A 26,601-nucleotide genomic window follows, 5' to 3' on the forward strand; every position below is an offset into this window, starting at 1 on the left:
CCCTACTCAGCGCAGCCGCTCGATTTCGGCGGTCAGGCGCGGATTGTTGTTGACGTAATAGCTCTCAACTTCGGCCAGCCGGCGATCGACATCGCGCATCTGGCTGCGGATTTCCCGCGTCGTGCGCTTTGGATTCTGCCGCACGCGCTGCCAGTACTTCTGCTCCTGCGCGTCGGCATAGAGATGCGCCGGCTTCTTGTTCAGCAGCACCGCCATGATGAAATAGACCAAAATGATTATTGGCCCTGTGATCCCGATCAGTGCCAGCGCGGCGAGGCGGACCCAGATCGCGTTGACCCCGCTGTACTCGGCGATCCCGGCGCATACGCCCTTGATCTTCTTCTGGTACGGGTCCCTGTACAATGTCATGCGCGGGCTGTTCACCGGCGTTCCCCCTTCTGTTCGGCCAGCAGGCGATCGAGTTCGCGCAGCGGCTGGTTGTCGATTTCGCGGTTCGGCAGGAGCCGCGTGTTCTCGAAATCAGGATGGTCGGAAGCGACCAGTCGCTCGACCGTGTCCATCCTCTCGTCGAGCCGCTTGGCGAGCTGGTACAGGTCGTCGAGCAGCGCTTCGTCGTCGGTGGTGATCGTCGCGGCGGTCTTCCACTTGGTGATGTAGTGCAGGATGATCCAGATGATCGCCGCGATGCCTGCAAATACTACGAAAGCCTCTTCCACGGCTTAGCCCTCCTTCGTGTCGTCGCTCATGCCGAGCGCGCGCTTCATTTCGGCGAGCTCGTCGTCGATCTTGTCGGCCCCTTCGAGCGCGGCGATTTCGTCGGCCAGGCTCGGCGTTCCGGTGCCGTCGGCAATCGCCAGCGATTCCGCGCGGCCTTCTGCGTAATCGACCCGGCGTTCGAGCTGGTCGAAGCGGCTGAGCGCATCGTCGGTCCGCTCGTGCGTCATCAGACTGCGCAGCTTGACCCGGTTCTCGGCGCTTTCGAGGCGCGCGGCGATCGCGGTCTGGCGGCTGCGCGCCTCGCGCAGGCGGCTTTGCAGCTTCTCGATGTCCTTCTCGTAGGCCCGCAGCGCATCGTCGAGCACCGCGATCTCCGCCTTGAGCTGGTCCGACATGTCGGCGGCCTTCTTCTTCTCCACCAGCGCGGCACGGGCGAGGTCTTCGCGGTCCTTGCTCAGCGCCAGCTGCGCCTTTTCGGACCAGTCGGCCTGGAGCCGGTCGAGCTTGATGGTGGCGCGGTGCATTTCCTTCTGGTCGGCGATGGTGCGCGCGGCGCTGGCGCGAACTTCGACCAGCGTTTCCTCCATTTCGAGGATGATCATGCGGATCATCTTCGTCGGATCGTCCGCCTTGTCGAGCATGTCGTTGAAATTGGCCGCGATGATGTCGCGGGTACGGCTGAAAATTCCCATGAAGGGTACTCCGGAGTTGAAGACGTCTTGAATCCGGTCGCGGGTGGAAGGCGACTGGGTTGGGGTCGGGCTCTGGCGGAGGCGTTCGACCTCCGCTTCGAGCCGCGAAAGAGGGTTGCGGACCGGAGCGCCACCGAAAGCCATCGGGGACGCGGGGGACTGGATGCGCTGGGCTTTCACGGGACGCTCCGGGCCTAGGGGGTTCTTGTCGGCGGTCACATTCACGCCAGTTCGACGACCTCGTGCTGCAGTTCGGCAGCATGGGCGGTGGAGTTTACCTGCATCTGCGTGCTCAGCGCGACGAAGGCGCACATCGCGGCGACGCTGGCAATCGCGGCCTGACCGAGTTTGGTCTGGAAGAAGCGGCGATCGTACATGGACATTACCTCCTGATTGGTGTTGTTCACCTTTCAGCAAGCGGCGTGCCAAACTCGAAAACACAGGCAATTGCAGCGGTTTGCAAGTTTTCGACGAACGACATGTTGGTGTGTATTGCCATGAATTGGGAAAAATCCCTATATCTTGGTGCATGGAGCGGGAGAACCAGTTCATCGGCCAGTCCGGCGCGTTCCTCGACGCGGTCGAGCGGACCAGCCGCGCGGCCCCGATGCGCCGTCCGGTGCTGGTCATCGGCGAACGCGGGACGGGCAAGGAACTCATCGCCGAACGCCTCCATCGCCTGTCGACTAGGTGGGACGAGCCGCTCGTCACCATGAACTGTGCGGCGCTGCCCGAAACGCTGATCGAGGCCGAGCTGTTCGGCCACGAGGCAGGCGCTTTTACCGGCGCTACCAAGGTTCGCGCGGGAAGGTTCGAGGAAGCCGACAAAGGCACGCTGTTTCTCGACGAACTGGGCACGCTGTCGATGGCCGCGCAGGAACGGCTATTGCGCGCGGTCGAATATGGCGAGGTGACCCGGATCGGTTCCTCGCGGCCGATGCGCGTCGATGTGCGGATCGTGGCGGCGACCAATGACGACCTGCCGGCGATGGCCGAGCAGGGCCGGTTCCGCGCCGACCTGCTCGACCGGCTGAGCTTCGAGGTCATCACCCTGCCGCCGCTGCGGGTGCGCGAAGGCGATATCGGCGTGCTGGCGGATTATTTCGGGCGGCGCATGGCGGCAGAGATCGGGTGGGAGGCGTGGCCGGGCTTTGCCGACCATGTCCAGCAGCAGCTGGAAGATTATCCGTGGCCAGGCAATGTGCGCGAGCTGCGCAATGTCATTGAACGCGCAGTCTATCGGTGGGACGATTGGGAGCGGCCGATCGGCCATGTCCAGTTCGACCCGTTCGAAAGTCCGTGGAAGCCGGCCGCCCCGCCGCGCCCTCAGGGAACAGCCCCGGATTTCCGCACCAGCGTTTCGGCCGACGCCCGCCCGACGCTCGACCTCGAGCACATCGGCGATTTGCGCGCCGCGGTCGACGAACACGAGAAGCGCATTCTCGAGCACGCGCTGGGCAAACACCGCTGGAATCAGCGGCAGACGGCAAAAGCGCTCGGCCTAAGCTACGACCAGCTGCGCCACTGCATCAGAAAGCATGGGCTGGCCGAGGGCGATTGAACGGGGCTGTTTACCCAATTTTGACCTCAAAGCGCTATTCCGGTTCTCGCTCGGAGCTGTGCAGCAAGCTCGTCGGAGGGGGTCCACCATGCGTGCAATCAAGATCATCCTGGGTGTCTTCGCCGGCCTGTGGCTGTTGACCGTGATCCTGATCGGTGCAGGCGGGGCCTGGCTGTCCAACAACCCGGATGTCGTGGCCGAAGCGGCGGTGGAAGCATCGGGGATCAAGGAACAGGTCGCCAGGGCGGCCGACGCAAACTGCAAGGCGGCGGAAGAACGCTACAACATGGCGTGGAACCGTGCGGTCGATTCGAACCAGCTCGACGCGATGGAAGATTCGCTGCGGATGCTGGAAAGCGAAGCCAAGGCGACTTGCGCCTAGAATAGGGCTTGCCACTGGCGCATCGTGCGCCTATCTGGCCACCCATCCCGACATTGTTGAGACAACGAAGGGGCTGGCGCCGCGAGGGGCCGGCACCAAGCACCTTTGTCCGACAGGTCGATCCATGTGGAGACCCGATGGCCGATATCGCGCGCCTGACCGAAGTGATCGAACCCGAAGCGAGCGCGCTCGGCTTCGATCTCGTGCGCGTGAAGATGATGCCGTCCGAAGCGGGTGATGGCGGCATGGCGCTGCAGATCATGGCGGAGGACCCGGCAACGGGCCAGCTGGTGATCGATCAGTGCGCCGCGCTCAGCCGCCGCGTGTCCGACGCGATCGACGCGCTGGAGGAGCAGGGGGAGGTTCTGGTCGAAGGGGCTTATCACCTCGAAGTCAGCTCGCCCGGGATCGATCGTCCGCTGACCCGGCGCAAGGATTTTGCCAACTGGGCGGGGCACGAAGTCAAGATTTCGCTCGATGCGAAGGTAGAGGGACACCGCAATATTCGCGGCATCCTGGCCGGCATTGAGGGTGAAACCGTTACCGTCGAGGACAGGAAGGCCGGCGCGCTTGCTTTCCCCTTCGATACCATACATGCGGCCAAGCTCGTTCTGACCGACGAGCTGATCGCCGCGACGCAACCGCTCGACACCAGTGGTGCCGAAGACATTGTAGAAGACGACGAAGAAGAGAAGGCTGAAGACTGATGGCCAGTGCAATTTCTGCCAACAAGGCCGAGCTGCTCGCGATTGCGAACTCGGTTGCTTCGGAAAAGATGATCGACAAGGCGATCGTCATCGAGGCGATGGAAGAAGCGATCCAGAAGAGCGCGCGCAACCGCTACGGGTCGGAAAACGACATCCGCGCCAAGCTCGATCCGCTGACCGGCGACCTCAGCCTGTGGCGCGTGGTCGAAGTGGTCGAAGAGGTCGAGGATTATTTCAAGCAGGTCAGCGTCGATCAGGCGCAGAAGCTGCAGGACGGGGCGAAAGTCGGTGACTTCATCGTCGATCCGCTGCCGCCGGTCGATCTCGGCCGCATCGACGCGCAGAGCGCCAAGCAGGTGATCTTCCAGAAAGTTCGCGATGCCGAGCGCGAACGCCAGTTCGAGGAATTCAAGGACCGCGCCAACGAGGTCATCACCGGGGTGATCAAGTCGGTCGAATTCGGCCATGTGATCGTCAACCTCGGCCGCGCCGAAGGGGTGATCCGCCGTGACCAGCAGATCCCGCGCGAAGCCGCCCGCGTCGGCGAGCGCGTGCGCGCGATCATCACCAAGGTCGAGCGCAACAACCGCGGCCCGCAGATCTTCCTCAGCCGCGCGCATCCGGACTTCATGAAGAAGCTGTTCGCGCAGGAAGTGCCTGAGATCTACGACGGCATCATCGAGATCAAGGCCGCCGCGCGCGATCCCGGCAGCCGTGCCAAGATCGGCGTGATCAGCCGCGATTCCTCGATCGACCCGGTCGGCGCCTGCGTCGGCATGAAGGGCAGCCGCGTGCAGGCCGTCGTGCAGGAACTGCAGGGCGAGAAGATCGACATCATTCCGTGGAGCGAAGACACCGCGACTTTCGTCGTCAACGCGCTCCAGCCCGCCACCGTCGCCCGCGTCGTGCTGGATGAGGACGAAGGCCGGATCGAAGTCGTAGTCCCCGACGACCAGCTTTCGCTCGCGATCGGCCGGCGCGGCCAGAACGTGCGGCTCGCCAGCCAGCTGACCGGTCACCAGATCGACATCATGACCGAGGAAGAGGCGAGCGAGAAGCGGACGAAGGAATTCGCCGAGCGCTCGAAGATGTTCGAGGAAGAGCTCGATGTCGACGAAACGCTGTCGCAGCTGCTAGTTGCCGAGGGCTTCAGCGAACTGGAAGAAGTCGCTTACGTCGAGCTCGAAGAGCTGGCGACGATCGAAGGCTTCGACGAGGAACTCGCCGAGGAACTCCAGAGCCGTGCGATCGAAGCACTCGATCGCCAGGCCGGAACCGCGCGTGCCGCGCGCCGCGAACTGGGCGTCGAGGACGCGCTTGCCGAAATGCCGCATCTGACCGAGCAGATGCTGGTGACGCTGGGCAAGGCGGGAATCAAGACGCTCGACGATCTCGCCGATCTCGCGACCGACGAACTGATCGCCAAGAAGCGCGAGGCTCCGCGCCGCCGCAACAATCCCGAAGGCCCGCCGATGCGTCGTCCCTCGATCCGCGAACAGGACAAGGGCGGGGTGCTGGGCGAATACGGCCTGAGCGAAGAGCAGGGCAACGAGATTATCATGGCTGCCCGCGCGCACTGGTTCGAGGACGAAGAACCCGCAATTCAGGAGGCCGCCGATGCGGACTCCCCGCAATGAGTGCGTAAGCTCCGACATCGCTGACACTACCGAGGCCCGGAACACTTCCGGGCCCGCCAGGTCCTGCCCGGAACGCCGCTGCATCCTTTCCGGGCAGACTGCGCCGCGCGAGGCGCTGGTGCGGCTCGCCATCTCTTCCGACGGAGAGGTGCTGCCCGATCCGCTCGCCAAGGCCCCCGGTCGCGGCGCGTGGATCGGCGTTGCGCGCCCGGAACTGGAGGCGGCAATGGCCAAGGGGCGGCTCAAGGGCGCCCTGGCGCGCGCGTTCAAGGGCGCGGCGCTGAGCATACCCGACGACCTTGCCCAGCGGATCGAGGACGCACTGCGCAAGCTGCTGCTCGACCGGCTCGGCCTTGCCATGCGCAGCGGTACGCTGATCCTTGGCTCGGACCGGATCGCCGAGCAGGCGCGCAAAGGGCGGATCGAACTGCTGCTCCACGCAGCCGATGCGCGCGAGGACGGGTGCAAGAAGCTCGATCAGGCGTGGCGTGTCGGGCGCGAAGCGGAAGGAAGCGGCGAGCAAGGGGTAACCTTGCCTCTGGACCGGGCAGCATTGTCTGTGGCATTGGGCCGCGAGAATGTCGTCCACATGGGCGTCGCGGGCCGGGGCGCAGACGCCGGGGCGGCCGATCGGATCGCTTCGGTCCTCGCGCGCCTGTTGCACTACACCGGGGGACAAGCCCCATCGACGCACGCAAGCGCAGGGGCGGCAGCCCCGGTGCATGACGACGAATGAATGACTAAGGATAGACGAGCTTTATGAGCGACGAAGAACAGAAACCTGCCCGCAAACCGCTCGGCCTCAAGAGGTCGGTCGATGCGGGCGAGGTCAAGCAGACCTTCAGCCACGGCCGCACCAACAAGGTGACGGTCGAGGTGAAGCGGCGTCGTACGCTCGTGAAGCCAGGCGAAACCCCGCCGCCTGCGCCGGCACCCGCGCCAGCCCCCGCGCCGGCCCCTGCCCCTGCGCCCGCTCCGGTGGTCGCGAAGCGGCCAGATCCGGCTGCGGAAACTCCGCAGGAACGGGTCGCGCGCCTGCAGCGCGAGGCCGAGGAAGAACGGCTGCGGATGGCCGAGGAAGCGCGTCGCCGCGAGGATGAAGAGGCGCGCAAGGCGGTCGAGGACGAGAAGCGGCGCCAGGACGACAACCGCAAGGCGGAAGTAGAGGCCGCGACGCGGACGGTCGAAGAGGCGCAGCCCGAACCGGCAGCCGAGGAAAGCTCCGAAGACGCACCCGCCGATACCGCCGAGGGCAGCAGGGTGCCCGCGCCGCGCAAGTTCAGCCCGGTTGCGCGCCCCGAAATCAAAAAACCCGAAAAGAAGCCCAAAAAGGAAGACAAGCGCAGTGCGCCCGAAGAGCGGGCCGACAAGCGCCGTGCGGGCAAGCTGACCGTCACCCGCGCATTGAACGAGGACGAGGGCCGTCGCGCCCGTTCGCTCGCCGCGCTCAAGCGTGCGCGTGAGAAGGAACGCCGCATGCACGGCGGGCCGTCGGCTCCGCGCGAGAAGCAGGTGCGCGACGTGATCGTGCCCGAAGCGATCACCGTGCAGGAACTCGCCAACCGGATGGCCGAAAAAGGTGCCGATCTGGTCAAGTCGCTGTTCAACATGGGCATGATGGTCACCGTCAACCAGACGATCGACCAGGACACCGCCGAACTGCTGGTCGAGGAATTCGGCCACAACATCCAGCGCGTGTCCGAAAGCGACGTCGACATTACCGCGTCGGAAGACCAGGATCCCGAGGACACGCTCAAGCCGCGTCCGCCGGTGGTCACCATCATGGGCCACGTCGATCACGGCAAGACCTCGCTGCTCGATGCGCTGCGCGGGGCCAATGTGGTCAAGGGCGAAGCCGGCGGCATCACCCAGCATATCGGCAGCTACCAGGTGAAGACGAAGGACGGGCACACCATCACCTTCCTCGACACGCCGGGCCACGCCGCCTTCACCGAAATGCGCGCGCGCGGTGCCCATGTCACCGATATCGTGGTGCTGGTGGTCGCAGCCGACGACGGGATCATGCCGCAGACGATCGAGGCGATCAATCACACCAAGGCGGCGGGCGTGCCGATGATCGTCGCGATCAACAAGGTCGACAAGCCCGAGGCGAATCCGAAGAAGATCCGCGAGCGCCTGCTCGAACACGAAGTCATCGTCGAGGCGATGTCGGGCGATGTGCAGGACGTCGAGATTTCGGCGCTGAAGAAGACCGGCCTCGACGACCTGCTCGACAAGATCAACCTGCAGGCCGAGCTGCTCGAACTGAAGGCGCGGCCCGACCGTGACGCCGAAGCGACGGTGATCGAAGCCCAGCTCGACAAGGGCCGCGGCCCGGTTGCTACGGTGCTGATCACCCGCGGCACGCTCAAGCGGGGCGACAATTTCGTCGTCGGCACCGAGAGCGGCAAGGTCCGCGCGATCATCGACGACCAGGGCAAGCAGATCAAGGAAGCCGGGCCATCGATGCCGGTCGAGGTTCTCGGGCTCGGCGGCGTGCCGGGTGCGGGCGACCTGCTGACCGTGGTCGAGAACGAGCAGCGTGCCCGCGAAGTGGCGGAATACCGCCGCGAGAAGGCGACCGAGAAGCGCACCGCGCTGGCACCGACCAATTTCGATACCATGTTTGCAGGGCTGACCTCGGACGTGATCGAATTCCCGGTGCTGGTGAAGGCGGATGTACAGGGCTCGGTCGAAGCGATCGTGACCGCGCTGCACAACCTTTCGAACGATCTCATCAAGGTCCGCGTGCTCCACGCCGGCGTCGGTGCGATTACCGAGAGCGACGTGACGCTGGCGGCAGCATCGAATGCGCCGATCCTCGGCTTCAACGTGCGGCCGAATCCCAAGGCGCGCGACCTGGTGAAGCGCGATAACGTGCGGATGATGTATTACGACGTCATCTATCACCTGACCGAGGAAATCGCCAAGGAGATGGCAGGCGAGCTGGGTCCGGAGCGGATCGAGCATGTCGTCGGCCGCGCGCTGGTCAAGGAAGTCTTCAAGTCCGGGAAGAAGGACAAGGCCGCCGGCCTGCTGGTCGAGGAAGGCGTCATCCGAAAGGGGCTGTTCGCGCGGCTCACTCGCGAGGATGTCATTGTTTCGGCAACGACCATCTCCTCGCTGCGGCGGTTCAAGGACGACGTGGACGAAGTCCGCGCCGGGCTCGAATGCGGCGTGGTGCTGGCCGATACGAACGACATCAAGCCGGGCGACCAGCTCGAAGTGTTCGAAGTCGAGGAGCGTGAACGGACGCTGTAGGGGGCTGTATGCGAAAGTTGCTTCATGCCTTAGTGTGGATGAGCGCACTGATCCCTGGTTCGGGCCTTGCGGAAACTAGGCCTGAAATATTTGTTTACGGGTCGGATAAGCATCTAGCTTGGTGGCACAAGCAGGCTGTGGTCCGGCCTATGGGCACTAGTGCTGAGGGTGTGACCGCAGACCTCATAGGCAAATTCGAGAATGACCCAAATTCTGACCAGATTTGCTTCTTGTCGCAAATGAATCGCAACACATACGTTGGCGTTTTTCGGGCCGATCAACTTGAGATTGAAGAAACATTCGCTTCATTAAAATTTGATCCATTCAAATTGGATTTTGACTTTGGCGATGGCACATCTGGCGTGGCTAGAATAGTGTTGATCGAACGGTGTGACGGGACGCAAAGTTTTGGTTTAATAATAACTGACAGCTCGTCTAGTATTCGGTTCTTTGATGAATGGATATTGACAGGAGAATTGGAAAGAGGTCGCTCCATCGTCCAATATATCTATCCGTCAGGCGATGGAGGAATTGGTACGGCGCAGTGTTTTGAATGTGGCGATGCGTCATTGCTGCACTACGATATCGCCCGCAAAAAGTTCTATTGGGAATATCTGGGTGACTGACCAAGCGCAACATCACGCCCTCGGCGCCGCGCATGCGGAGCTGATGGGAGTCGAGTTCGACAGCTTCGATCGGGAGCGTGAGGAAATCACCTTGCGCTTCCGCGCGCCTGACAGCTTCATCACCCCGCGCGGCAGCGTGCAGGGCGGGTTGATTGCCGGGTTCCTCGACGAGGTGATGGGCTGGGCGCATGTCTGGGCGACCGACCATGCCGAGGCCCCGCTCAATCTCGACCTGACGATGACCATCCTGAAACCCGTCCCCGCCGGTCCGCTGGTGGGCAAGGGCCGCGTCATCAAGCGCGGGCGGCGGGTGATCTTCCTCGAAGGCGAGCTGTTCGATCCCGCCGGGACATTGCTCGCCCGCGCGACCAGCACGGCGATCCCGACGCCTCGCCCGGTGGCAGCTTCAAGAGATAGCTGATGGCGCGGCTGGTCGCCTTTCTGGGCAGCATCAATGTCGGCGGCAACCGGATCAGGATGGTCGATCTCGTCACCACGCTGACCGATGCGGGATTCCGTGAGGTGTCCACCGTCACCGCCAGCGGCAATGTCATCTTCACCGACGACCGGGAACCGGCGATGCTGGAAGTCCAGCTGGAAAGCCTCGTCGAACGCGCCTTCGGCTTCAGGTCCTGCGCCATGGTGCGCACCGCCGATGAGATCAACTATGCCATCGACGCAAACCCGTTCCACGGCACCGGGCCCCAGCATGGCTCGGACAAGATGGTTCACTCGATCTTCCTCAGCCAGCAGCCGGACCGGTCCGCGGTCGATGCGCTGATCGAGGACCATGCCGCCAAGGGCAGCGAGCGACTGGCGCTGGGTAACCGGGTTCTGTTTCTCGACTATGTCCATGGAGCGGGTGTATCGAGCCTGTCGAACAAGGTGCTCGAGCGGCGGCTGCGCTGCAAGGGCACCGCGCGCAACATGACCTCGCTCAAACGGATACTCGGAAAGATGGTGGCCTGATGGCACGACAGCAATTCACCGCCGAACAGCATTCGGTCCGCGTCCTCAAGGTGGGCGAGCGGGTGCGGCATATCCTGTCCGAACTGCTCGCGCGGCAGGAGGTGCATGACGAAACCGTCTCCGCCGCCAATATCAGCGTGACCGAGGTCCGCCTGACCCCCGACCTGCGCAATGCCACCGCCTATGTGAAGCCGCTGCTCGGCAAGAGCGAGGACGAGGTGGTCAAGGCGCTGCGCCAGAACACCGCCTTCCTGCAGCGCGAGGTGGCCAGGCGGCTCGGCCTCAAATTCGCCCCCAAGCTCAAGTTTCGCGGCGACGAAAGTTTCGACGAGGCCGAACGGATCGAAGCCCTGCTGCGCGATCCCAAGGTGGCGCGCGACCTCGAAGAGGACTGAACCCGGCTAATCGGTCGCCACCTGTGTGGCCGAGGCGGTCGCTGCCGGCACCTCCATGAACACGCTCGCACCCGGACCGAGCGGCAGATCGAGCCCGACCCATGCGCCGACCAGAACCAGCCCGACCAGCAGCAGTCCGACCGAGTAGGGCAGCATGGTCGCAGCCAGGCTGCCGAGGCCGAAGTCCTTCTGCCAGCGCTGGCAGAAGATCAGGATCAGCGGGAAATACACCATCAGCGGGGTGATGATGTTGGTCGCGCTATCGCCCACGCGATAGGCGGCGGTGGTCATCTCCGGGGTGATCCCGAGCAGCATCAGCATCGGTACCAGCACCGGGGCGAGCAGGGCCCACTTGGCGCTGGCCGAGCCGACGAACAGGTTGAGCAACGCGGTGAACAGGACGATCGCCACCAGCAGCGCCCACATCGGCAGACCCGACGAGCGCAGGGCGTCGGCGCCATCGACAGCCATGATCAGCCCGAGGTTGGACCAGCCGAACATCGCGACGAAATGCGCTGCGGCAAAGGCGAGGACGAGATAATAGGCCATGTCGCCCATCGAATCGGCCATCATCTTGACGAGGCTGCGGTGGTCTCCGATCGTGCCCGCCGCCTTGCCGTAGGCCCAGCCGGCCAGCAGGAACAGCAGGAAGAACCCGCCGACGAGGCTCTGGTAGAAGGGTGTCAGCCGCGCTTCGGGCGTGGCCGTCTGGTCGATCAGCGGCGTGCCCGGCCCGAGCGTGAAGACCAGCCACAGCCCGACGACCGCCAGCACCGCAAGGCCCGCCCAGCGCAGGCCCTTGCGCTCGCCATCGGTGAGCGGGCGATCCTGCTCGGGTTCTGGCTCGGTATCGCCGCGCATCGCGGGGGTCCATTTGCCCAGCCGCGGCTCGATGATCCGGTCGGTCACGTACCAGATGACCGGCAGGAACACGCAGGTCATCGCGACGATGAAGTACCAGTTGCCCGCGATATTGGCGGTGAACTCGCCAAACACGCTCTCCACCGCCGCTTCGGTGATGCCGAACAGCAGCGCGTCGAGCTGGCCGGGCAGCAGATTGGCGGAGAACCCGCCCGAAACGCCCGCAAAGGCCGCTGCGATACCGGCGATCGGATGGCGTCCGGCGGCATGGAAAATGATCCCGGCGAGCGGGATCAGCACAACGTAAGCAGCGTCTGCAGCGAGGTTGCCGATCATCCCGACCAGCGCGACGATCGGCGTCAGCAGATATGTCGGCGCATTGCGCACCCCGGCACGCATTGCGGTGCCAAACAGCCCGGCGCGTTCGGCCACGCCTGCGCCCAGCATGACAACCAACACGTAACCCAGCGGGTGGAAATGGGTGAAGGTGGTCGGCATCTCGACCCACAGGCGGCGGATGTTCTCCGCCGAAAGTAGCGAGGTTGCGGTGATCACCGTTGCCTGACCGGTCGCTTCGTCCACTTCGGTCGGGTGGACGGCGGACCATCCGGCGAGCGAGGCGACAACCGACACGATCATCAGGCCGGCAATGAGATAGAGGAACAGGAAAACAGGATCGGGCAAGCGATTTCCCGTCCGCTCGATCCATCCCAGAATGCCCTTCTGCACCGGTGCCGCTACCGCCTCTGCCACTTTGCACTCCCCATGACTTGTGCTGCCTGTGCAGCGTTGCTCTTGCGAGGAGCTAGCATTGCCGCCTGCGCCTGTCGCCCCCGTGAACGATGCGTCTGTTGAATATTTGCCGCAGGCTCTCGCCCGGCGGGCCTGCCAGCGGTAGCTGTGCGGCATGGCCAAGCTCTATTTCTACTACGCCAGCATGAACGCGGGGAAATCGACCACGCTGCTGCAGGCGGATTTCAATTACCGCGAACGCGGGATGGCGACGATGCTGTGGACCGCCGCGCTCGACGATCGGTCGGATGGCAAGCCGATCGCCAGCCGGATCGGGCTGGAAGCGGGGGCGAACCTGTTCGAGCCGGACACCGACTTGTGGGCGCGGGTGATGGCGGCGCACCGCGCGGAGCCGCTGCATTGTGTGCTGATCGACGAGGCGCAGTTCCTGACCAAGGATCAGGTGTGGCAATGCGCCCGGCTGGCGGACGAGGCGCGCATTCCGGTGCTGTGTTACGGCCTGCGCACCGATTTCCTGGGCGAGCTCTTCCCTGGCAGCGCTGCACTGCTCGGCATTGCGGATTCGCTGACCGAACTGAAAGCGATCTGCCACTGCGGGCGCAAGGCGACGATGAACCTTCGGGTCGATGCCAGCGGGGCTGCGGTCAAGCAGGGCGCGCAGACCGAGATCGGCGGCAACGATCGCTACGTCTCCCTCTGCCGCAAGCACTTCAGCGAGGCTCTGGCGGGTTGACCGCGCGCGCCCTATCTAGCGCGGCATGACCGACACCATTCTCCTCGCGATCATCGTGATCCCGTGCCTCGTGGTCGCGATCGTGTTTCACGAGGTCGCGCACGGGCTGGTCGCCAATATGCTCGGCGATCCGACTGCCAAGATGCAGGGGCGGCTGACCTTCAACCCGATCAAGCATGTCGACCCGATTGGGACGCTGGTGGTGCCGGGCGCGCTGTGGCTGCTGGGCGGGCCGATCTTCGGCTGGGCCAAGCCGGTGCCGGTGATGAAGAACCGGCTCAGCAATCCGCGCTACGGAATGATGGCGGTGGCGGCGGCGGGGCCGGGGATGAACTTCCTGCTCGCGCTGGTTGGGGCGATCGGCCTCGGAGTGCTCGGCTCCAATGGGGTGGATGCCGACAGCCTGGTTGCCAACGGGCTGTTCTATTTCATCCTGATCAACCTGTTCCTCGCGATCTTCAACCTGCTGCCGATCCCGCCCTTCGATGGCGGGCATATCGTCGAGGGCCTGCTGCCGCGTTCGGCGGCGGTACATTGGGCCAAGTTTCAGCAGGTGGGTATGCTGGTGCTGATCGTGCTGATCGCGGCGACCTGGGTGTTCCCGCAGTGGAACATCATCGGCAACACCATCGGTCTGCCCGTCGAATGGGCACTGGAGAAGTATCTGGCGCTGACCAGCGCGATTGCGGGCGGCGGCGCGCCCGGGGCGTGACGCAAGGCGGCAAGCCTGCCCCGCGCCCTGTGATTTCGGGCTGGCTGATCCTCGACAAGCCGCGCGGGATGGGCTCGACGCAGGCGGTCGGCGCGGTCAAGCGCAACCTGCGCGAAGGCGGCTATGCCAAGGCGAAGGTTGGCCATGGCGGCACACTCGACCCTGAGGCGGAAGGTGTGCTGCCGATCGCGCTGGGGGAAGCGACCAAGCTGGCGGGCCGCATGCTCGATGCGAACAAGGTCTATGAGTTTACGATCGAGTTCGGTGAGGAGACCGACACGCTCGACGCCGCAGGCGAAGTGGTCGACCGGTCGGACCACCGCCCGACGATGGACGAAATCGCGGCGGTGCTGCCGCGCTTCACCGGGCCGATCGAGCAGGTTCCGCCCGTCTATTCCGCGCTCAAGGTCGACGGCAAGCGCGCCTACGATCTCGCGCGGGCCGGGGAAGCGGTGGAGCTGAAGACGCGCGCGGTGACGGTGCATTCGCTTACATTCCTCCTCGGAACGGGGAGGGGGACCAGCGTAGCTGGTGGAGGGGCACGTACCGAAAAATTGACGCAGACGGGTTTCGCTAAGCTCGACCTGCCCCTCCTCCATCCTGCGGATGGCCCCCCGCCCTCGGCGAGGAAGGAATGCGTCACCCTCGTCGCCCATGTCTCCAAGGGCACCTATATCCGCAGCCTAGCCCGCGATATCGCCCATGCCCTTGGAACCGTGGGCCATGTCACCTATCTCAGGCGTACCAAGGCCGGCCCGTTCCGCGAAGAACAGGCGATTTCGCTGGACAATCTGAACGAAATCGGTAAGGGCGCGCCACTTCAAGACCTCCTCCTGCCGCTCGAGGCGGGGCTGGACGACATCCCGGCTCTGAACCTCAACTCCGTTAGTGCGCAGGCGGTCCGCCAGGGCCGGGTCGTTACGGAAATGCCCCATGCCGATGGGCTCTACCTCGCGAAGCTGGACAGCGTTCCGGTGGCGCTGGTCGAACTCGAAGGTGGCGCGATGAAAGTCGTGCGGGGGTTCAACCTTCCCGATGTCGCTGAGTAAGAGAGAACACAAATGTCGGTAGCACCCGAAGTCAAGACGCAGATCATCCAGGACAACGCCCGCCAGTCGAACGACACGGGCAGCCCCGAAGTGCAGGTCGCGATCCTCACGCAGCGGATCCGCAATCTGACCGAGCACTTCAAGGATCACCACAAGGACAACCACTCGCGCCGCGGCCTGCTGGCCATGGTCAACAAGCGCCGGAGCCTGCTGGCTTACCTCAAGCGCAAGGATCTGGAGCGTTACAATGCTCTGATCGCGAAGCTGGGTCTTCGTAAATAAGAGTTTCCGGAGGGGCGGCCAGTTGGTCGCCCCTTCGTCCATCTGCGTCATCCCAGCGAAAGCTGGGATCGCGGGCCGAAAGCTCCGACACAGATCGAACCGATCCCAGCTTTCGCTGGGATGACGACTAGGGGCAGGACTTCACAATTCGGTGAAGCGTGCCTTGGGGCAGAACAAGGCCCCACACCGGACCGGGACGGATTGACCGGAATATGAGGCCCCGCGCTGCAATATGGCACGCGGGTCAGAAGGAAAATACATGTTCGACACGAAAACCGTATCGATGGAGTGGGGCGGCAAGACCCTCACCCTCGAAACCGGCCGCATTGCCCGTCAGGCTGACGGTGCAGTTCTGGCCACCTATGGCGAAACCGTGGTGCTGTGCGCCGTGACCGCCGCCAAGACCGTGAAGGAAGGCCAGGATTTCTTCCCGCTGACCGTTCACTATCAGGAAAAGTTCTTCGCCTCCGGCCGGATCCCCGGCGGCTTCTTCAAGCGCGAACGCGGCGCGACGGAAAAGGAAACGCTGGTCTCCCGCCTGACCGACCGCCCCATTCGCCCGCTGTTCCCCGAAGGCTTCTACAACGAGATCAACGTGATCGCACAGGTGCTGTCGTTCGACGGCGAGTGCGAGCCCGACATTCTCGCGATGATCGCGGCTTCGGCAGCGCTGACCATTTCGGGTGTCCCGTTCATGGGCCCGATCGGTGCGGTTCGCGTCGGCTATGTCGACGGTGAATACACCCTCAACCCGCGTCAGGACGCAGCTGCCGCCGGTGACCTCGACCTCGTCGTCGCCGCAACCGGCAATGCCGTGATGATGGTCGAATCGCAGGCTCGCGAACTCGACGAGGAAATCATGCTCGGCGCGGTGCTGTTCGCGCATGACGAGTGCAAGAAGGTCGTCAATCTGATCGTCGACCTGGCCGAGAAGGCCGCCAAGGAGCCGTGGGAAGTCACCGTGAGCGACAATTCGGCGATCAAGGCGAAGCTCAAGGACCTGATCGGTGCGGACATTGCCGCCGCTTACAAGCTGACCGACAAGTCGGCCCGCTCGGACGCGCTCAATGCCGCCCGCGACAAGGCCAAGGCCGCATTTGCCGAGGAAGATGCGCAGACCCAGATGGTCGCGATCAAGTCGGTCAAGAAGGTCGAGGCGGACATCGTGCGCGGCGCGATCCTGAAGGACGGCACACGCATCGACGGGCGCAAGGTCGACCAGGTCCGTCCGATCGAAGCCATGGTCGGCTTCCTGCCCCGCACCCATGGTTCGGCGCTGTTCACTCGCGGTGAAACGCAGTCGATCTGCACCACCACGCTGGGCACCAAGGACAGCGAGCAGATGATCGACGGGCTGGAAGGCCTGAGCTACTCGAACTTCATGCTGCACTACAACTTCCCGCCCTATTCGGTCGGCGAAGTGGGCCGTTTCGGTGCGCCCTCGCGGCGCGACACCGGCCACGGCAAGCTCGCATGGCGCGCGCTTCAGGCGGTGCTGCCGAGCAAGGAAGACTTCCCTTACACGATCCGCGTGGTCTCGGACATTACCGAGTCCAACGGTTCCTCCTCGATGGCGACCGTCTGCGGCGGCGCGCTGTCGATGATGGATGCGGGCGTTCCGATCACGCGCCCGGTTTCGGGTATCGCGATGGGCCTGATCCTCGAAGGCGAAGAGTTCACCGTGCTGTCCGACATTCTGGGTGACGAAGATCACCTGGGCGACATGGACTTCAAGGTGGCCGGGACCTCCGAAGGCATCACCACGATGCAGATGGACATCAAGGTCGCCGGGATTACCCGCGAGATCTTCGAAGCCGCGCTGAATCAGGCGAAGGGTGGCCGCGCGCATATCCTGGGTGAAATGACCAAGGCGCTCGGCTCTGCCCGTAGCGAACTGTCGGCCCATGCCCCGCGCATCGAGACCATGCAGATCGACAAGTCGAAGATCCGCGACATCATCGGCACGGGCGGCAAGGTGATCCGCGAGATCGTCGCCGAAACCGGTGCCAAGGTGGACATCGATGACGAAGGCCTGATCAAGATCTCCTCGTCCGACCTCAGCCAGATCGAAGCTGCCCGCAAGTGGATCAGCGGAATCGTGGAAGAGGCCGAAGTCGGCAAGATCTATGACGGCAAGGTGGTCAACATCGTCGATTTCGGGGCGTTCGTGAACTTCATGGGCGGCAAGGACGGTCTCGTCCATGTCAGCGAAATGAAGAACGAGCGGGTCGAGAAGCCGACCGACGTCGTGTCCGAAGGGCAGGAAGTGAAGGTCAAGGTGCTCGAGATCGATCAGCGCGGCAAGGTCCGCCTGTCGATGCGCGTGGTCGACCAGGAAACCGGTGAAGAGCTGGAAGACACCCGCCCGCCGCGCGAACCGCGCGAACCGCGCGGTGACCGGGGCGATCGCGGCGACCGTCGGGGCCCGCGCGGCAACCGCGATCGCGGCAATGACCGCAGCGGACGCCGCGACGGCGGCCGCGGTCGTGACGGCGGCGGGGACAACCACGTTCCCGACTTCCTGAAGGACTGACGCGGCGCGTCACCCCAGCGCAAGCTGGGGTCTCGTGCCGCAAGCTCGCCCTAGATGGAGAGCGATCCCAGCTTCCGCTGGGATGACGGTAGAAACTGAGAAGGGCCGCTCGACAGGGCGGCCCTTTTCGTTTCTAGGAACCACCCATGCTACCCCGCGAAACCCTTGCCACGGCGCAGATCCCCGGTGGCGACGAATTGACCCTCGTCAGCCACGGGCGCGATTTCATCATCATGCTCGGGCGTGACGAGCTGATGGGCACGCGGATGCAGTTCAGCGAGGAGCAGCTGGCACGGTTGACGCTGGAACGGCTGCAAGTGCCGAAGCCGCGCGTGCTGATCGGCGGCTATGGCATGGGCTTCACTTTCCGCTCGGCGCTCGAACATGCACCTGCCGAAGCGCGGATCGTGGTGGCCGAAGTCGTGCCGGAAATCCTCGACTGGGCGAGGGGGCCACTGGCGCATCTGACCGGCGCTTGCCTCGACGATCCGCGCGGCGAGGTGGTGCTGGCCGACGTCGCCGCGCTGATCGACGATGCGGTGGATGGCACCACCGCAGGTTACGACGCGATCCTGCTCGATGTCGACAACGGCCCCGACGGTATCGTGCGCGACGGCAACGAACGGCTCTATACCCGCACCGGTATCGGGCGCGCGCGCGATGCCCTGCGTCCGGGCGGGGTGCTGGCGGTGTGGTCTGCGGCACCCGACCACAAGTTCACCGGCAGGCTCAAGGATGCCGGGCTGGAGGTCGACGTGCAGACCGTCCGCGCGCGGCCCAACAACAAAGGTCCGCACCACACCATCTGGTTTGCCACGCGCGCGCGCTAGCCGGACATATCCCCACAGCGCCAATTCCTTGTTCTTGCGTAATTCATCATCGGTGTGAGAAACAGTCCATGCTGGGCAAGCAGGGAGGAATTTTCCGATGAAGAGATCGGCATGGGTATTGGGTGCTCTGGTCGCATGCGCATGGGCGACACCGGCGCTGGCGAGCGGCGATTACTGCCGGCCATCGTGGCGGCCCGAGAACCCGGACCTCGATTGCACCAGCCAGATCGCGATCTCCCCCGGCAACGATTCGCGGGTCAATCTCTACCTCTTGCTGCTCGACCAGGCCGATCTCGACGGGTCGGGGCGCGATTATCCCGATCTCGAGTGGTACACCTTCTACGGACGCAACTTCTTCCGCTGGCAGAACCTGCGCGAAGCGTGGTTCCCGCTGCCGCCGCTCGATGAGGAATCGGGCGGGGACGGTTGGTCGATCTACGGCGGCGACCGTTGCCAGACGGTCCAGACCGGCCGGGCGGCCTTCCTTGCGGCACTCGACGGCGCGAGCGCACTGAAGGCATCGGATCGCGAGTTGTTGACCGCTTCGCGCGGCCAGGTGGATGGGACCTGCGAAGAAGGCCCGGGTTCGGTCAAGTTGCCCGAAGACGGGGGCTACTTCGTCAATATCGGAACCAACGGCATCGGCGATGCGGCGATGGGATTCATGACCTATCTCGAAGCCTCGGCCAGCTTCTACGGCGGCGAATGGGGCAGGGCGGGGGAATATTACGCGAAGCTCCGCGATGGCAGCATCGACCCGTGGCTGACCGAAACCGCGAACTACATGGTTGCGCGCACGGCGCTCAATGAAGCGATCGAGTCGGGTGACGACGAATGGGGCTGGTTCGATACCGAAAAGGCCAACCGGGCGGCGGCCAAGCGATCGGAGGACCAATTCCGCGCCTATCTCGCGAAATATCCGGAAGGGCGCTACGCCGCCTCCGCCAAGGGCCTGATCCGCAAGGCGCTGTGGTTGCAGGGAGAGTATGGCAAGCTTGGCACAATCTACGGGGAACTGCTGCAGGATGCCGACCCGACTGCCGAACAGACCGCGCGGCTGGTCGAGGAACTCGACGACAAATATCTGACCCGCAGCAACGAACCCGCGCTCGACAGCGCGCTGCTGCTGGCCGCCGACGATCTGATGCGGATGCGCAGCTGGCAATACGACGAGGCGCAGCGCGAATACGGCGCGAGGGGGCTCACCGCACAGGAGCTCGCCGCGCAGGCCACCACCTTTGCCGAACATCCCGACCTCTATGCCTTCCTCAAGGCCAATCACGCCTTCTATGTTACCAAGGATTACCGCGCGGTACGCGACCTTCTGCCGGACGATGCGAAGCGGGACAGTTACACCCCGCTTGCGTTCAGTCGCCAGTACCTGCGCGGGCTGGCGCTGCATGCGCTGAAGGACCCCAACGAGGAAGGCTTCTGGCTCGAACTGATCGGCGGCGCGAAGGGCATGTGGCAGCGCCCGGCGGTTGAACTGGCGCTGGCGCGGCTGTGGGAACAGCAGGGCAAGGTGGACAAGGTCTTCGCCGAAGGATCGCCCGTCACCGACAGCCGCATCCGGCGCATGCTGCTGGGTAATTCCGCCGGGCCGGAGGTTTTGAAACGGCAGATTCGTTCGACCTCCGCGCCGCAGCCGGAACGCGCCTTTGCCCTGTTCACCGCGCTGCTGCGCCAGTTGCAGCACGGGCAATATGCCGGGTTCGGGGAGGATTTCCCCTTCGCCGCGCAATTCCCGCTGCCGGGGGAGAACGAGTATGGCCTGTGGAACGTGATCGATGACGTGAACCCGCCGCTCAACCTGTTCACCGCGGGCGAATGGTCTGATGGCTATACCTGCCCGTCGATCGACAAGACGGCAGCGGCGCTGGCACGCAATCCCAAGGATGTCGACGGGCGGCTGTGTCTAGGGGAATTCTATCGTTTGAATGGGTTCGACGACTTCCAGTTCGAGTATCGCTGGGAAGAAGCCGCAGGCCTGCCCCCGGCGTTGGGAAGCAGCGACAACTACCCCGGCAAGGCGACCCCGCGGCACGATTTCTACACCGCGATCATGGCGGAACGGGGTGCGACGAAGAAACAGCGCGCCTATGCGCTCTATCGGGCGATCCGCTGCTATGCGCCTGCCAACACCAACACCTGCGGCGGTGGTGACGGGGTCGCGAAAAGCCAGCGCGAAGCATGGTTCAAGACGCTCAAGCGCGACTATGGCGACACGTCGTGGGCAAAGGAGCTGAAGTATTTCTGGTAGGCGCTGGGCTGCGCTCGTCGCGGCCCTGCTGCTCGCGGCCTGCGGGCCAGCCGATTCGGGTCCGCAGCGCGTCGACCCCGCCGAATACGACGCGTTCTATCTGTGGAGCGGGGTCGAGCCGCGTCCGGACATGGCGCAGGCCGAGGCAGTCTATCTGTTATGGGGTGAATTGCAGCGCGGTGATCCCACGCGGATCGTGGCGATGCGGCGCACCGTGCCGACCGCGCGGACCGGCGAGTTGTGGCTTGTCGTCCGCGCCGACCGGCTCGACTGGTCCGAGGCAGCGTACGGGCAATTGTTCGATGCCGCGCGCAGCTGGGACCGCGATGGCCGCCTGACCGGGGTGCAGATCGATTTCGATTCCTCGACCGGCGAACTGCGCAACTATGCGGCCTTCCTCGCCGACATACGCAATCGGCTACCCAGAAACCTCAAGCTTTCAGCCACCGGGCTGATGGACTGGCCGGCCAACGCCTCCGAAGCGGACCTCGCCGCGATGCGCGGCGCGCTCGACGAGATCGTCATCCAGACCTACGCCGGGACCACCACGATCCCCGAATATCCGCGCTATCTCGCGGCGGCGAAGCGGCTACGAATGCCCTATCGCGTGGCGGTGGTCGAAGACGGCGAATGGGCCGCGCCGGAGCATCTGGCGAGCGATCCCGATTTTCGCGGCTACGTCGTGTTCCTGCTCGCCGAGCGGTTCCGGCGGGACCGATAAGCGTCAGCCCTTGACCGGCAGCGCGCCCAGATAGTCGCGCTTACCGATCGCCAGCCCCTTCATGCGCAGGATGTCGTAGGCGGTTGCGGCGTGAAAATAGAAGTTGGGCTGCGAAAAGCCGAGCAGGAAATCCTGCACGGTGAAGTCGAGCCGGAACTTGTCGCCGATGGTGAAGACCATGTCGTTGCCCGCCAGCGCATCGAGAGTGTCCGCGTCGACCGCTTCGAGTGCGGCCTTCGAGCGGTCGAGCAGATCCCGCAAGGCCTCGAAGCTGTCGGGTGGCGGGTCCATGTGCGGGATGAATTGCCCCACGTGCGCTCCATCGAGGGCATGCGCCGAATGGGTCCAGCAGCTCTTCACCTGATAGGCGAAGGGCAGCATGTCGGGGGCCAGCCGGGCATCGAGCAGTTCGCGAGCAGGCTGGTCGTTCTCCTCGCACCAGACCTCCGCCTTGTCGACCAGCGCGCGGACCGAGGCGGTCACTTGCAACCATCCGGGAATCAGTGCGTCGCGCAGGGAAAGTGGCATGGAAATCTCCTGTTGGCTGTGAGAATCGGCTTAGCGGGCGAGTGGCAGCTCGACCACCCTGTCGGTCAGACGGGCGACCTCTGCGGCATCGTGGCTGACATAAAGCATCGGCAGGCCCAGCTCGTCGCGGATACGCTCGACGCACTGCAAGACCTGCTCGCCGCGCGCGGGATCGAGCGATGCCAGCGGCTCGTCCAGCAGCAGGAAGCGCGGAGCGGCAAGAAGTGCCCGTCCGATCGCCACCCGGCGGGTTTCGCCGCCGGACAGACTGGCGGGGTGGCGGTCGAGCAGGTCAGCAATCTCGAGCAGGCATGCCACTTCCATCAGATCGATCCAGCGATCCTCCGAGGATGCCAGCGCCTCGCCATAGGCGAGGTTCCGGACGACGGTGAGGTGCGGAAACAGGCGGCTGTCCTGAAACACATAGCCGCAACTCCGCGCCTCAGGCGGCAGGTTTGTGTGGGAGGCCCGGTCGAACAGCGTCCTGCCGCCGATCGCGATGTGGCCGTCGTCAGGCACCATCAGCCCGGCAATGCAGTTGAGCACGGTGGTCTTCCCCGCGCCCGAGGGTCCGGTCAGCGCCACCAGCCCGGCGCTGTCGCTCATCGTAAGGTCGATCGACCGCTCGCCGATCCGCTTCTTGATGCGCAGGTCAAAGGACATGGGCACCCTTTCCGCCGCTGCGCCGGATCAGCCACTCGCTCACCAGCAAGGCGAAAAGCGACAGGATGATCGAGAGCACCACCAGCCGCGCCACGACGACATCCGTTCCGGGGATTTGCAGCGCGCTGTAGATGGCGAGCGGCAGGGTGCGCGTTTCGCCCGGGATACTGGAGACGAAGGTTATCGTCGCCCCGAATTCGCCGATGCTGCGCGCGAAGCCGAGCACCGTTCCAGCGAGGATGCCCGGCAGCGACAGGGGCAGCGTGATGGTGCGGAAGGCGTGCCAGCGAGTGGCCCCAAGCGTGCGCGCCGCATCGATCAGGTGCTGGTCGACCATCTCGATCGACAGCCGCATGGCCCGCACCATCAGGGGCAGGGCCATGACCGCCGCAGCAAGCGCCGCCCCGGTCCAGCGGAAGGCAAGCGACAGCCCGAACTGTGCCTCGAGCCAGCTGCCAATCGGACCGGTCCGCCCGAACAGGATGAGCAGGATGTAACCGGTGACCACCGGTGGTACGACCAGCGGAAGATGAACGAACGCGTCGAGCAACACACGCCCCGGGAACCGTTTGCGGGCAAGCAGCCAAGCGAGCGCATAGGCAACCGGCAGGGTGGCTGCGACCGCCACCAGGCTCACTTTCAGCGACAGCCCGATAATGCCCAATTCTTCGGCGCTGAGCGGTGCGATCACGGACGTTTGAAGCCGTGACGTGCAAACACGGCAGCCGACTTGGGTGAAGCGAGAAATTCGAGGAAGCCGCGCGCATCCGGGTGTCCGCTGGCGGGGAGGATCATGGCGATATAATCGATCGGGTCATGGCTGTCGCGGCTGAAGGCCAGCACCGTTTCAAGATCCGCTTCCTCCGCAACGTCGCTGGCGTAGAGCATGCCCAGCGGCGCCTCGCCCCGTTTGACCAGCACCATCGCAGCGCGCGCCGATTGGGTGGGGACAATGCTGCTTTCCGCCTTGTCCCACAGCCCCTCGCTGGTCAGCGCCTGCCTTGCATAGCGCCCGAGGGGGACTGTTTCAGGGTCACCCGTGGCCAGCGGGACTTCGCCGAGCTGCGAGAGGACCTCTTCCCGCGAGATCGACGTTCCGTCGTCGTGGCGTGCGAGGACAAGGCTGTTGGAAGCGATGGTGCGCAGACCGGCTTCGTCGAGGTCGCCTTGCTGGGCGAGATAGTCGATCCATTCACGGTCGGCGCTGATGAAGATGTCCCCCGGGGCACCGGATTGCACCTGCCGCGCGAGGGCTGGCGAAGAGGCAAACGAAAGCACCGGTGGAGGCCTTCCGCTCGCCCGCCATTGCTCGGCCAGTTCCTCCAGCGGTGCCTGAAGGCTCGACGCGGCCAGTACGACCGGACCCTTGGGCTCGGATGGCGCGCAGGAGACCAGTGCGAAGAGCGAGAAGAGCAAGGCAAGAAGGCCGCGAAACATGCGGCCCTTCTTGCCGAGGCTACTGGCGATGTCGAGGGGGATAAAGCGGGGGCCGCAATCGATGTCGACTGCGGCCCCCGGCCTAGGATCTTTCCTCTGTCAGCGGACCCGTGGTCCGCCGAACGGCAACGGAGGTGGGGGGCGGCGCGCGCCGCGCGGCAGTTGTGCCTGGAAGGCGCGCCCGCAATGCTCGACGCAATAGGGGAAGCCGGGGTTCACCGCTACGCCGCAGAAATGGAAATCGGGTTCGCCCGGGTGGCCCATCGGCCAGCGGCAGACCTTGTCGTTCAGGTCGAGCAGGCTGGTCTTGTCGGCGATCGAAGGATCGGGCTTCGCGGGCACCAGCCGGCGCGGCGGCGCGGGCGGGATCGGCGCCTGCTGGTCACCGGGTCCTTGCCGCAAAAACCCGCCAGGGCCGACCGACACGATCCGTGGAAGGTCCGGAGCGGGATTGGGCATCGGCTGCGACTGATTGGGGGCACTGGAGGTCTGCTGGTGTGCAGGCGCAGCCACAGGCGGCTCGGCAGGGGCAGCGACCGGCCGCGGTGTCGGCTTGGCAACCACCTTCTTGGGAACAGCGGCCTTGGCCGGGGCCTTGGCAACCGGTTTCTCGTTTGCCTTTACCGGAGACGGGCGTGACTTCAGCCCCAGGCGGTGCGCCTTGCCGATCACCGCATTGCGCGACACTCCGCCAAGCTCGTCGGCGATCTGGCTGGCGGTCGAGCCGCCTTCCCACATCTTCTTCAGCGTGGCGATCCGTTCGTCTGTCCAGCTCATTCTATCATAGTATCCATGTTCAGGTATCGGGCGCGAAACAAAGCGTCGGCTTGCCAGCACAAGCCAATCGCCCTAGGCGCGCCCCTATGGCCGATCAAGCCCGCACCGCAGAGAATTCGTCAATGCCCGAGCCGGTCGAACCCGTGCAGCAAGCATCCGGCGAAGGGAACCGGCTGCCGCCGCGGGGGGTGCCCGTGTTTACAGGCATCAACCGCATCGGTTTGTGGAGCCTCTATATTAAGGAGGTTCGCCGGTTTCTCAAGGTCCAGACCCAGACGATCTGGGCCCCGGCGGTGACAACGCTGCTGTTTCTGGTGATTTTTACCGTCGCACTGGGCCGTGAAGGGCGCGAAGTGCTGGGCGTCCCGTTCGCCACCTTCGTCGCGCCCGGCCTGATCGTGATGGGCATGATGCAGAATTCCTTTGCCAATTCGTCCTTCACCCTGCTCGGGGGCAAGATCCAGGGCACGATCATCGATCTGCTGATGCCGCCGCTGTCCGACGGCGAGCTGATGGCGGGCATTGTCGGCGCGGCAGTAACCCGCGCGGCGATGGTCGGGGGTGCGGTAGCGCTGGCGATGGCGTTCTACCCGGGGGTCGACCTTGCTGCGCCGCATCTGTGGGCAATTGTCTGGTTCGGCCTGATGGGGGCGGTAATGCTGGCGCTCATGGGGCTGCTCACCTCCATCTGGGCGGAAAAATTCGATCACAACGCCGCAGTCACCAATTTCATCGTTGCGCCGCTCTCGCTGCTATCCGGCACCTTCTACGTGATCGACAATCTTGCGCCCGCGTTCCAGGCGATCAGTCGGGCCAATCCGTTCTTCTACGTGATTTCGGGCTTCCGCTACGGGTTCCTGGGGCAGAGCGATATCGGCAATACCGACCTCGCCGTATCGCATGCCGCGCTGGGCTTGCTGGCGTTCAATCTCGTGCTGGCGTTCCTCGTCTATCGCGTGCTCAGATCCGGCTGGAAGCTCAAGGATTGAGCGATCGCGCATTGCGCATTGCTTCGCGCAGGCGACGTTCCGCCGTGGCGACATCCGCAATATCGCCCAGAATAAACCCGTTTGCGAACTGCGCCGTACCATCGCCGCGCATCCGCAGTACCAGCGTTCCGCCCCCGTCGGCAGCCGCGGTGCTTTCGATCCCGGCAATGTCGCCCACCGCGATGTCCTCGCTCATCGTACCCTTGCCGATGAAAAGGCGAAGCACCCGGTGGCTGGTTATCGCAAAAGCGGTCTTTCCTGCCGCCACTCGCCCGAGCAGCGGGCTGACCAGCAACCAAAGCCCGACGAGAATGAATGGGATGCCGAAGAACGGAAACCAATAGGACATCGAATCCTGCTGCGATCCGGCACGGGCGAAGAGCCAGGCAAGCGAAGTCCAGAACAGGGCGAAACCGGTGAACGCGATGCCGAAACCGAATTGTGCGCAGCCCGGGGCGAGCTTCGGCTTCATGGCGCGACCATGCCATAGCAGCCGTTCACCCGGCTGAAGCATCTTGCGGAATTCAGCCTCGAACGGGTCAGGACCCTGCCACTCGTCCATTCC

Annotated in this window: 30 protein-coding genes; 19 read left to right on the forward strand and 11 right to left on the reverse strand. The window is 64.4% G+C overall.

Features of this window, described 5'->3' with window-relative positions; translation table 11 throughout:
- Nucleotides 1-6: 6 nt before the first annotated feature.
- From pspC to NSO95_RS04145, 4 genes are all read right to left on the reverse strand, one after another.
- Complete coding sequence (gene pspC / locus NSO95_RS04130; protein WP_257594893.1) at nucleotides 7-384, reverse strand: envelope stress response membrane protein PspC; 378 nt, start codon at nucleotides 382-384, stop codon at nucleotides 7-9.
- Entirely contained in the window at nucleotides 381-677 is a 297-nt protein-coding gene (gene pspB / locus NSO95_RS04135; protein ID WP_257594894.1) for an envelope stress response membrane protein PspB, read from the reverse strand. The genes pspC and pspB overlap by 4 nt, the downstream gene beginning before the upstream one ends.
- Nucleotides 678-680: 3 nt before the next feature.
- A complete protein-coding gene (gene pspA / locus NSO95_RS04140; RefSeq protein WP_436278020.1) occupies nucleotides 681-1,514 on the reverse strand; it encodes a phage shock protein PspA in 834 nt (277 codons plus the stop codon).
- A 77-nt stretch (nucleotides 1,515-1,591) separates the two neighbouring features.
- Nucleotides 1,592-1,753, reverse strand: a complete 162-nt coding sequence (locus tag NSO95_RS04145) for a hypothetical protein (RefSeq protein WP_257594897.1) — start codon at nucleotides 1,751-1,753, stop codon at nucleotides 1,592-1,594.
- A gap of 146 nt (nucleotides 1,754-1,899) precedes the next feature.
- Between NSO95_RS04145 and pspF the strand changes: the two genes are divergently transcribed.
- The 10 genes from pspF to rbfA all read left to right on the forward strand — a co-directional run bounded on the left by pspF (nucleotide 1,900) and on the right by rbfA (nucleotide 10,908).
- Nucleotides 1,900-2,931, forward strand: coding sequence for a phage shock protein operon transcriptional activator (gene pspF / locus NSO95_RS04150; RefSeq protein ID WP_257594898.1), 1,032 nt, complete (start codon nucleotides 1,900-1,902; stop codon nucleotides 2,929-2,931).
- A gap of 88 nt (nucleotides 2,932-3,019) precedes the next feature.
- Nucleotides 3,020-3,313, forward strand: a complete 294-nt coding sequence (locus NSO95_RS04155) for a hypothetical protein (protein WP_257594899.1) — start codon at nucleotides 3,020-3,022, stop codon at nucleotides 3,311-3,313.
- A 137-nt stretch (nucleotides 3,314-3,450) separates the two neighbouring features.
- Nucleotides 3,451-4,020, forward strand: coding sequence for a ribosome maturation protein RimP (gene rimP / locus NSO95_RS04160; protein ID WP_257594900.1), 570 nt, complete (start codon nucleotides 3,451-3,453; stop codon nucleotides 4,018-4,020).
- Nucleotides 4,020-5,657, forward strand: coding sequence for a transcription termination factor NusA (gene nusA, locus NSO95_RS04165; RefSeq protein ID WP_257594901.1), 1,638 nt, complete (start codon nucleotides 4,020-4,022; stop codon nucleotides 5,655-5,657). The genes rimP and nusA overlap by 1 nt, the downstream gene beginning before the upstream one ends.
- On the forward strand, nucleotides 5,638-6,393 hold the full coding sequence (locus tag NSO95_RS04170) for a DUF448 domain-containing protein (protein ID WP_257594902.1): 756 nt from the start codon (nucleotides 5,638-5,640) through the stop codon (nucleotides 6,391-6,393). The genes nusA and NSO95_RS04170 overlap by 20 nt, the downstream gene beginning before the upstream one ends.
- A gap of 23 nt (nucleotides 6,394-6,416) precedes the next feature.
- On the forward strand, nucleotides 6,417-8,918 hold the full coding sequence (infB, locus tag NSO95_RS04175; protein WP_257594903.1) for a translation initiation factor IF-2: 2,502 nt from the start codon (nucleotides 6,417-6,419) through the stop codon (nucleotides 8,916-8,918).
- A gap of 38 nt (nucleotides 8,919-8,956) precedes the next feature.
- Nucleotides 8,957-9,544 (forward strand): hypothetical protein, encoded by a 588-nt coding sequence (locus NSO95_RS04180; protein ID WP_257594904.1) that lies wholly within the window; start codon nucleotides 8,957-8,959, stop codon nucleotides 9,542-9,544.
- Nucleotides 9,537-9,965, forward strand: coding sequence for a PaaI family thioesterase (locus NSO95_RS04185; RefSeq protein ID WP_366518989.1), 429 nt, complete (start codon nucleotides 9,537-9,539; stop codon nucleotides 9,963-9,965). Before NSO95_RS04180 ends, NSO95_RS04185 begins: the two co-directional genes overlap by 8 nt.
- Nucleotides 9,965-10,513 carry a DUF1697 domain-containing protein gene (locus tag NSO95_RS04190; RefSeq protein WP_257594905.1) on the forward strand — a complete coding sequence of 183 codons (549 nt, stop codon included), beginning with the start codon at nucleotides 9,965-9,967 and terminating at the stop codon, nucleotides 10,511-10,513. Before NSO95_RS04185 ends, NSO95_RS04190 begins: the two co-directional genes overlap by 1 nt.
- The gene (gene rbfA / locus NSO95_RS04195; RefSeq protein ID WP_257594906.1) at nucleotides 10,513-10,908 is read left to right on the forward strand and encodes a 30S ribosome-binding factor RbfA; all 396 of its coding nucleotides are present in this window, start codon (nucleotides 10,513-10,515) and stop codon (nucleotides 10,906-10,908) included. Before NSO95_RS04190 ends, rbfA begins: the two co-directional genes overlap by 1 nt.
- Nucleotides 10,909-10,914: 6 nt before the next feature.
- Here the strand turns inward: rbfA and NSO95_RS04200 are convergent, their stop codons facing one another.
- Nucleotides 10,915-12,522 (reverse strand): AbgT family transporter, encoded by a 1,608-nt coding sequence (locus NSO95_RS04200; RefSeq protein ID WP_257594907.1) that lies wholly within the window; start codon nucleotides 12,520-12,522, stop codon nucleotides 10,915-10,917.
- Nucleotides 12,523-12,676: 154 nt separating this feature from the next.
- Between NSO95_RS04200 and NSO95_RS04205 the strand changes: the two genes are divergently transcribed.
- The 8 genes from NSO95_RS04205 to NSO95_RS04240 all read left to right on the forward strand — a co-directional run bounded on the left by NSO95_RS04205 (nucleotide 12,677) and on the right by NSO95_RS04240 (nucleotide 21,642).
- Complete coding sequence (locus NSO95_RS04205) at nucleotides 12,677-13,255, forward strand: thymidine kinase (protein ID WP_257594908.1); 579 nt, start codon at nucleotides 12,677-12,679, stop codon at nucleotides 13,253-13,255.
- Between the two features lie 25 nt (nucleotides 13,256-13,280).
- On the forward strand, nucleotides 13,281-13,967 hold the full coding sequence (locus tag NSO95_RS04210; RefSeq protein ID WP_257594909.1) for a site-2 protease family protein: 687 nt from the start codon (nucleotides 13,281-13,283) through the stop codon (nucleotides 13,965-13,967).
- 68 nt (nucleotides 13,968-14,035) lie between these two features.
- Nucleotides 14,036-15,016, forward strand: coding sequence for a tRNA pseudouridine(55) synthase TruB (truB, locus tag NSO95_RS04215; protein WP_436278023.1), 981 nt, complete (start codon nucleotides 14,036-14,038; stop codon nucleotides 15,014-15,016).
- Nucleotides 15,017-15,028: 12 nt separating this feature from the next.
- Nucleotides 15,029-15,298: a 30S ribosomal protein S15 gene (gene rpsO / locus NSO95_RS04220; protein WP_257594911.1), complete on the forward strand. Its 270-nt coding sequence runs from the start codon at nucleotides 15,029-15,031 to the stop codon at nucleotides 15,296-15,298.
- 259 nt (nucleotides 15,299-15,557) lie between these two features.
- A complete protein-coding gene (gene pnp, locus NSO95_RS04225) occupies nucleotides 15,558-17,831 on the forward strand; it encodes a polyribonucleotide nucleotidyltransferase (protein ID WP_257594912.1) in 2,274 nt (757 codons plus the stop codon).
- A gap of 146 nt (nucleotides 17,832-17,977) precedes the next feature.
- Nucleotides 17,978-18,661, forward strand: a complete 684-nt coding sequence (locus NSO95_RS04230) for a spermidine synthase (RefSeq protein ID WP_257594913.1) — start codon at nucleotides 17,978-17,980, stop codon at nucleotides 18,659-18,661.
- A 97-nt stretch (nucleotides 18,662-18,758) separates the two neighbouring features.
- Nucleotides 18,759-20,921, forward strand: a complete 2,163-nt coding sequence (locus NSO95_RS04235; RefSeq protein ID WP_257594914.1) for a PA5441 family protein — start codon at nucleotides 18,759-18,761, stop codon at nucleotides 20,919-20,921.
- 130 nt (nucleotides 20,922-21,051) lie between these two features.
- Nucleotides 21,052-21,642, forward strand: coding sequence for a DUF3142 domain-containing protein (locus NSO95_RS04240; protein WP_257594915.1), 591 nt, complete (start codon nucleotides 21,052-21,054; stop codon nucleotides 21,640-21,642).
- Nucleotides 21,643-21,645: 3 nt separating this feature from the next.
- Here NSO95_RS04240 and NSO95_RS04245 read toward each other — a convergent pair whose 3' ends face one another.
- From NSO95_RS04245 to NSO95_RS04265, 5 genes are all read right to left on the reverse strand, one after another.
- Entirely contained in the window at nucleotides 21,646-22,170 is a 525-nt protein-coding gene (locus NSO95_RS04245; RefSeq protein WP_257594916.1) for a DUF1993 domain-containing protein, read from the reverse strand.
- Nucleotides 22,171-22,200: 30 nt separating this feature from the next.
- A complete protein-coding gene (locus NSO95_RS04250) occupies nucleotides 22,201-22,833 on the reverse strand; it encodes an ATP-binding cassette domain-containing protein (protein ID WP_257594917.1) in 633 nt (210 codons plus the stop codon).
- The gene (gene modB / locus NSO95_RS04255) at nucleotides 22,823-23,524 is read right to left on the reverse strand and encodes a molybdate ABC transporter permease subunit (protein WP_257594918.1); all 702 of its coding nucleotides are present in this window, start codon (nucleotides 23,522-23,524) and stop codon (nucleotides 22,823-22,825) included. Before modB ends, NSO95_RS04250 begins: the two co-directional genes overlap by 11 nt.
- Nucleotides 23,521-24,270, reverse strand: coding sequence for a molybdate ABC transporter substrate-binding protein (gene modA / locus NSO95_RS04260; RefSeq protein WP_257594919.1), 750 nt, complete (start codon nucleotides 24,268-24,270; stop codon nucleotides 23,521-23,523). Before modA ends, modB begins: the two co-directional genes overlap by 4 nt.
- Nucleotides 24,271-24,369: 99 nt before the next feature.
- Nucleotides 24,370-25,047 carry a GcrA family cell cycle regulator gene (locus tag NSO95_RS04265; RefSeq protein ID WP_257594920.1) on the reverse strand — a complete coding sequence of 226 codons (678 nt, stop codon included), beginning with the start codon at nucleotides 25,045-25,047 and terminating at the stop codon, nucleotides 24,370-24,372.
- 122 nt (nucleotides 25,048-25,169) lie between these two features.
- Here NSO95_RS04265 and NSO95_RS04270 point away from each other — a divergent pair, with 122 nt between their 5' ends.
- A complete protein-coding gene (locus NSO95_RS04270; protein ID WP_257595358.1) occupies nucleotides 25,170-26,036 on the forward strand; it encodes an ABC transporter permease in 867 nt (288 codons plus the stop codon).
- Here NSO95_RS04270 and NSO95_RS04275 read toward each other — a convergent pair.
- Entirely contained in the window at nucleotides 26,026-26,598 is a 573-nt protein-coding gene (locus NSO95_RS04275) for a hypothetical protein (RefSeq protein ID WP_257594921.1), read from the reverse strand. The genes NSO95_RS04270 and NSO95_RS04275 overlap by 11 nt on opposite strands.
- Nucleotides 26,599-26,601: the final 3 nt, after the last annotated feature.

Origin of the sequence: Parerythrobacter lacustris, from assembly GCF_024626475.1 — a bacterium.
GTDB lineage: Bacteria > Pseudomonadota > Alphaproteobacteria > Sphingomonadales > Sphingomonadaceae > Parerythrobacter_A > Parerythrobacter_A lacustris.

What these genes read in the sequence shown, in the direction of transcription:
- NSO95_RS04170 (WP_257594902.1), top strand. Translation starts at nt 5,638, where the DNA reads ATGCGGACTCCCCGCAATGAGTGCGTAAGCTCCGACATCGCTGACACT.
- infB (WP_257594903.1), top strand. Translation starts at nt 6,417, where the DNA reads ATGAGCGACGAAGAACAGAAACCTGCCCGCAAACCGCTCGGCCTCAAG.
- modA (WP_257594919.1), bottom strand. Translation starts at nt 24,270, where the DNA reads ATGTTTCGCGGCCTTCTTGCCTTGCTCTTCTCGCTCTTCGCACTGGTC.
- rpsO (WP_257594911.1), top strand. Translation starts at nt 15,029, where the DNA reads ATGTCGGTAGCACCCGAAGTCAAGACGCAGATCATCCAGGACAACGCC.
- NSO95_RS04145 (WP_257594897.1), bottom strand. Translation starts at nt 1,753, where the DNA reads ATGTCCATGTACGATCGCCGCTTCTTCCAGACCAAACTCGGTCAGGCC.
- nusA (WP_257594901.1), top strand. Translation starts at nt 4,020, where the DNA reads ATGGCCAGTGCAATTTCTGCCAACAAGGCCGAGCTGCTCGCGATTGCG.
- NSO95_RS04250 (WP_257594917.1), bottom strand. Translation starts at nt 22,833, where the DNA reads ATGTCCTTTGACCTGCGCATCAAGAAGCGGATCGGCGAGCGGTCGATC.
- NSO95_RS04245 (WP_257594916.1), bottom strand. Translation starts at nt 22,170, where the DNA reads ATGCCACTTTCCCTGCGCGACGCACTGATTCCCGGATGGTTGCAAGTG.
- NSO95_RS04265 (WP_257594920.1), bottom strand. Translation starts at nt 25,047, where the DNA reads ATGAGCTGGACAGACGAACGGATCGCCACGCTGAAGAAGATGTGGGAA.
- NSO95_RS04180 (WP_257594904.1), top strand. Translation starts at nt 8,957, where the DNA reads ATGAGCGCACTGATCCCTGGTTCGGGCCTTGCGGAAACTAGGCCTGAA.
- NSO95_RS04240 (WP_257594915.1), top strand. Translation starts at nt 21,052, where the DNA reads ATGGCGCAGGCCGAGGCAGTCTATCTGTTATGGGGTGAATTGCAGCGC.
- rbfA (WP_257594906.1), top strand. Translation starts at nt 10,513, where the DNA reads ATGGCACGACAGCAATTCACCGCCGAACAGCATTCGGTCCGCGTCCTC.
- NSO95_RS04270 (WP_257595358.1), top strand. Translation starts at nt 25,170, where the DNA reads ATGCCCGAGCCGGTCGAACCCGTGCAGCAAGCATCCGGCGAAGGGAAC.
- pspF (WP_257594898.1), top strand. Translation starts at nt 1,900, where the DNA reads ATGGAGCGGGAGAACCAGTTCATCGGCCAGTCCGGCGCGTTCCTCGAC.
- rimP (WP_257594900.1), top strand. Translation starts at nt 3,451, where the DNA reads ATGGCCGATATCGCGCGCCTGACCGAAGTGATCGAACCCGAAGCGAGC.
- NSO95_RS04275 (WP_257594921.1), bottom strand. Translation starts at nt 26,598, where the DNA reads ATGGACGAGTGGCAGGGTCCTGACCCGTTCGAGGCTGAATTCCGCAAG.
- NSO95_RS04210 (WP_257594909.1), top strand. Translation starts at nt 13,281, where the DNA reads ATGACCGACACCATTCTCCTCGCGATCATCGTGATCCCGTGCCTCGTG.
- NSO95_RS04235 (WP_257594914.1), top strand. Translation starts at nt 18,759, where the DNA reads ATGAAGAGATCGGCATGGGTATTGGGTGCTCTGGTCGCATGCGCATGG.
- NSO95_RS04190 (WP_257594905.1), top strand. Translation starts at nt 9,965, where the DNA reads ATGGCGCGGCTGGTCGCCTTTCTGGGCAGCATCAATGTCGGCGGCAAC.
- pspA (WP_436278020.1), bottom strand. Translation starts at nt 1,514, where the DNA reads ATGGCTTTCGGTGGCGCTCCGGTCCGCAACCCTCTTTCGCGGCTCGAA.
- pnp (WP_257594912.1), top strand. Translation starts at nt 15,558, where the DNA reads ATGTTCGACACGAAAACCGTATCGATGGAGTGGGGCGGCAAGACCCTC.
- NSO95_RS04230 (WP_257594913.1), top strand. Translation starts at nt 17,978, where the DNA reads ATGCTACCCCGCGAAACCCTTGCCACGGCGCAGATCCCCGGTGGCGAC.
- NSO95_RS04155 (WP_257594899.1), top strand. Translation starts at nt 3,020, where the DNA reads ATGCGTGCAATCAAGATCATCCTGGGTGTCTTCGCCGGCCTGTGGCTG.
- truB (WP_436278023.1), top strand. Translation starts at nt 14,036, where the DNA reads ATGGGCTCGACGCAGGCGGTCGGCGCGGTCAAGCGCAACCTGCGCGAA.
- NSO95_RS04205 (WP_257594908.1), top strand. Translation starts at nt 12,677, where the DNA reads ATGGCCAAGCTCTATTTCTACTACGCCAGCATGAACGCGGGGAAATCG.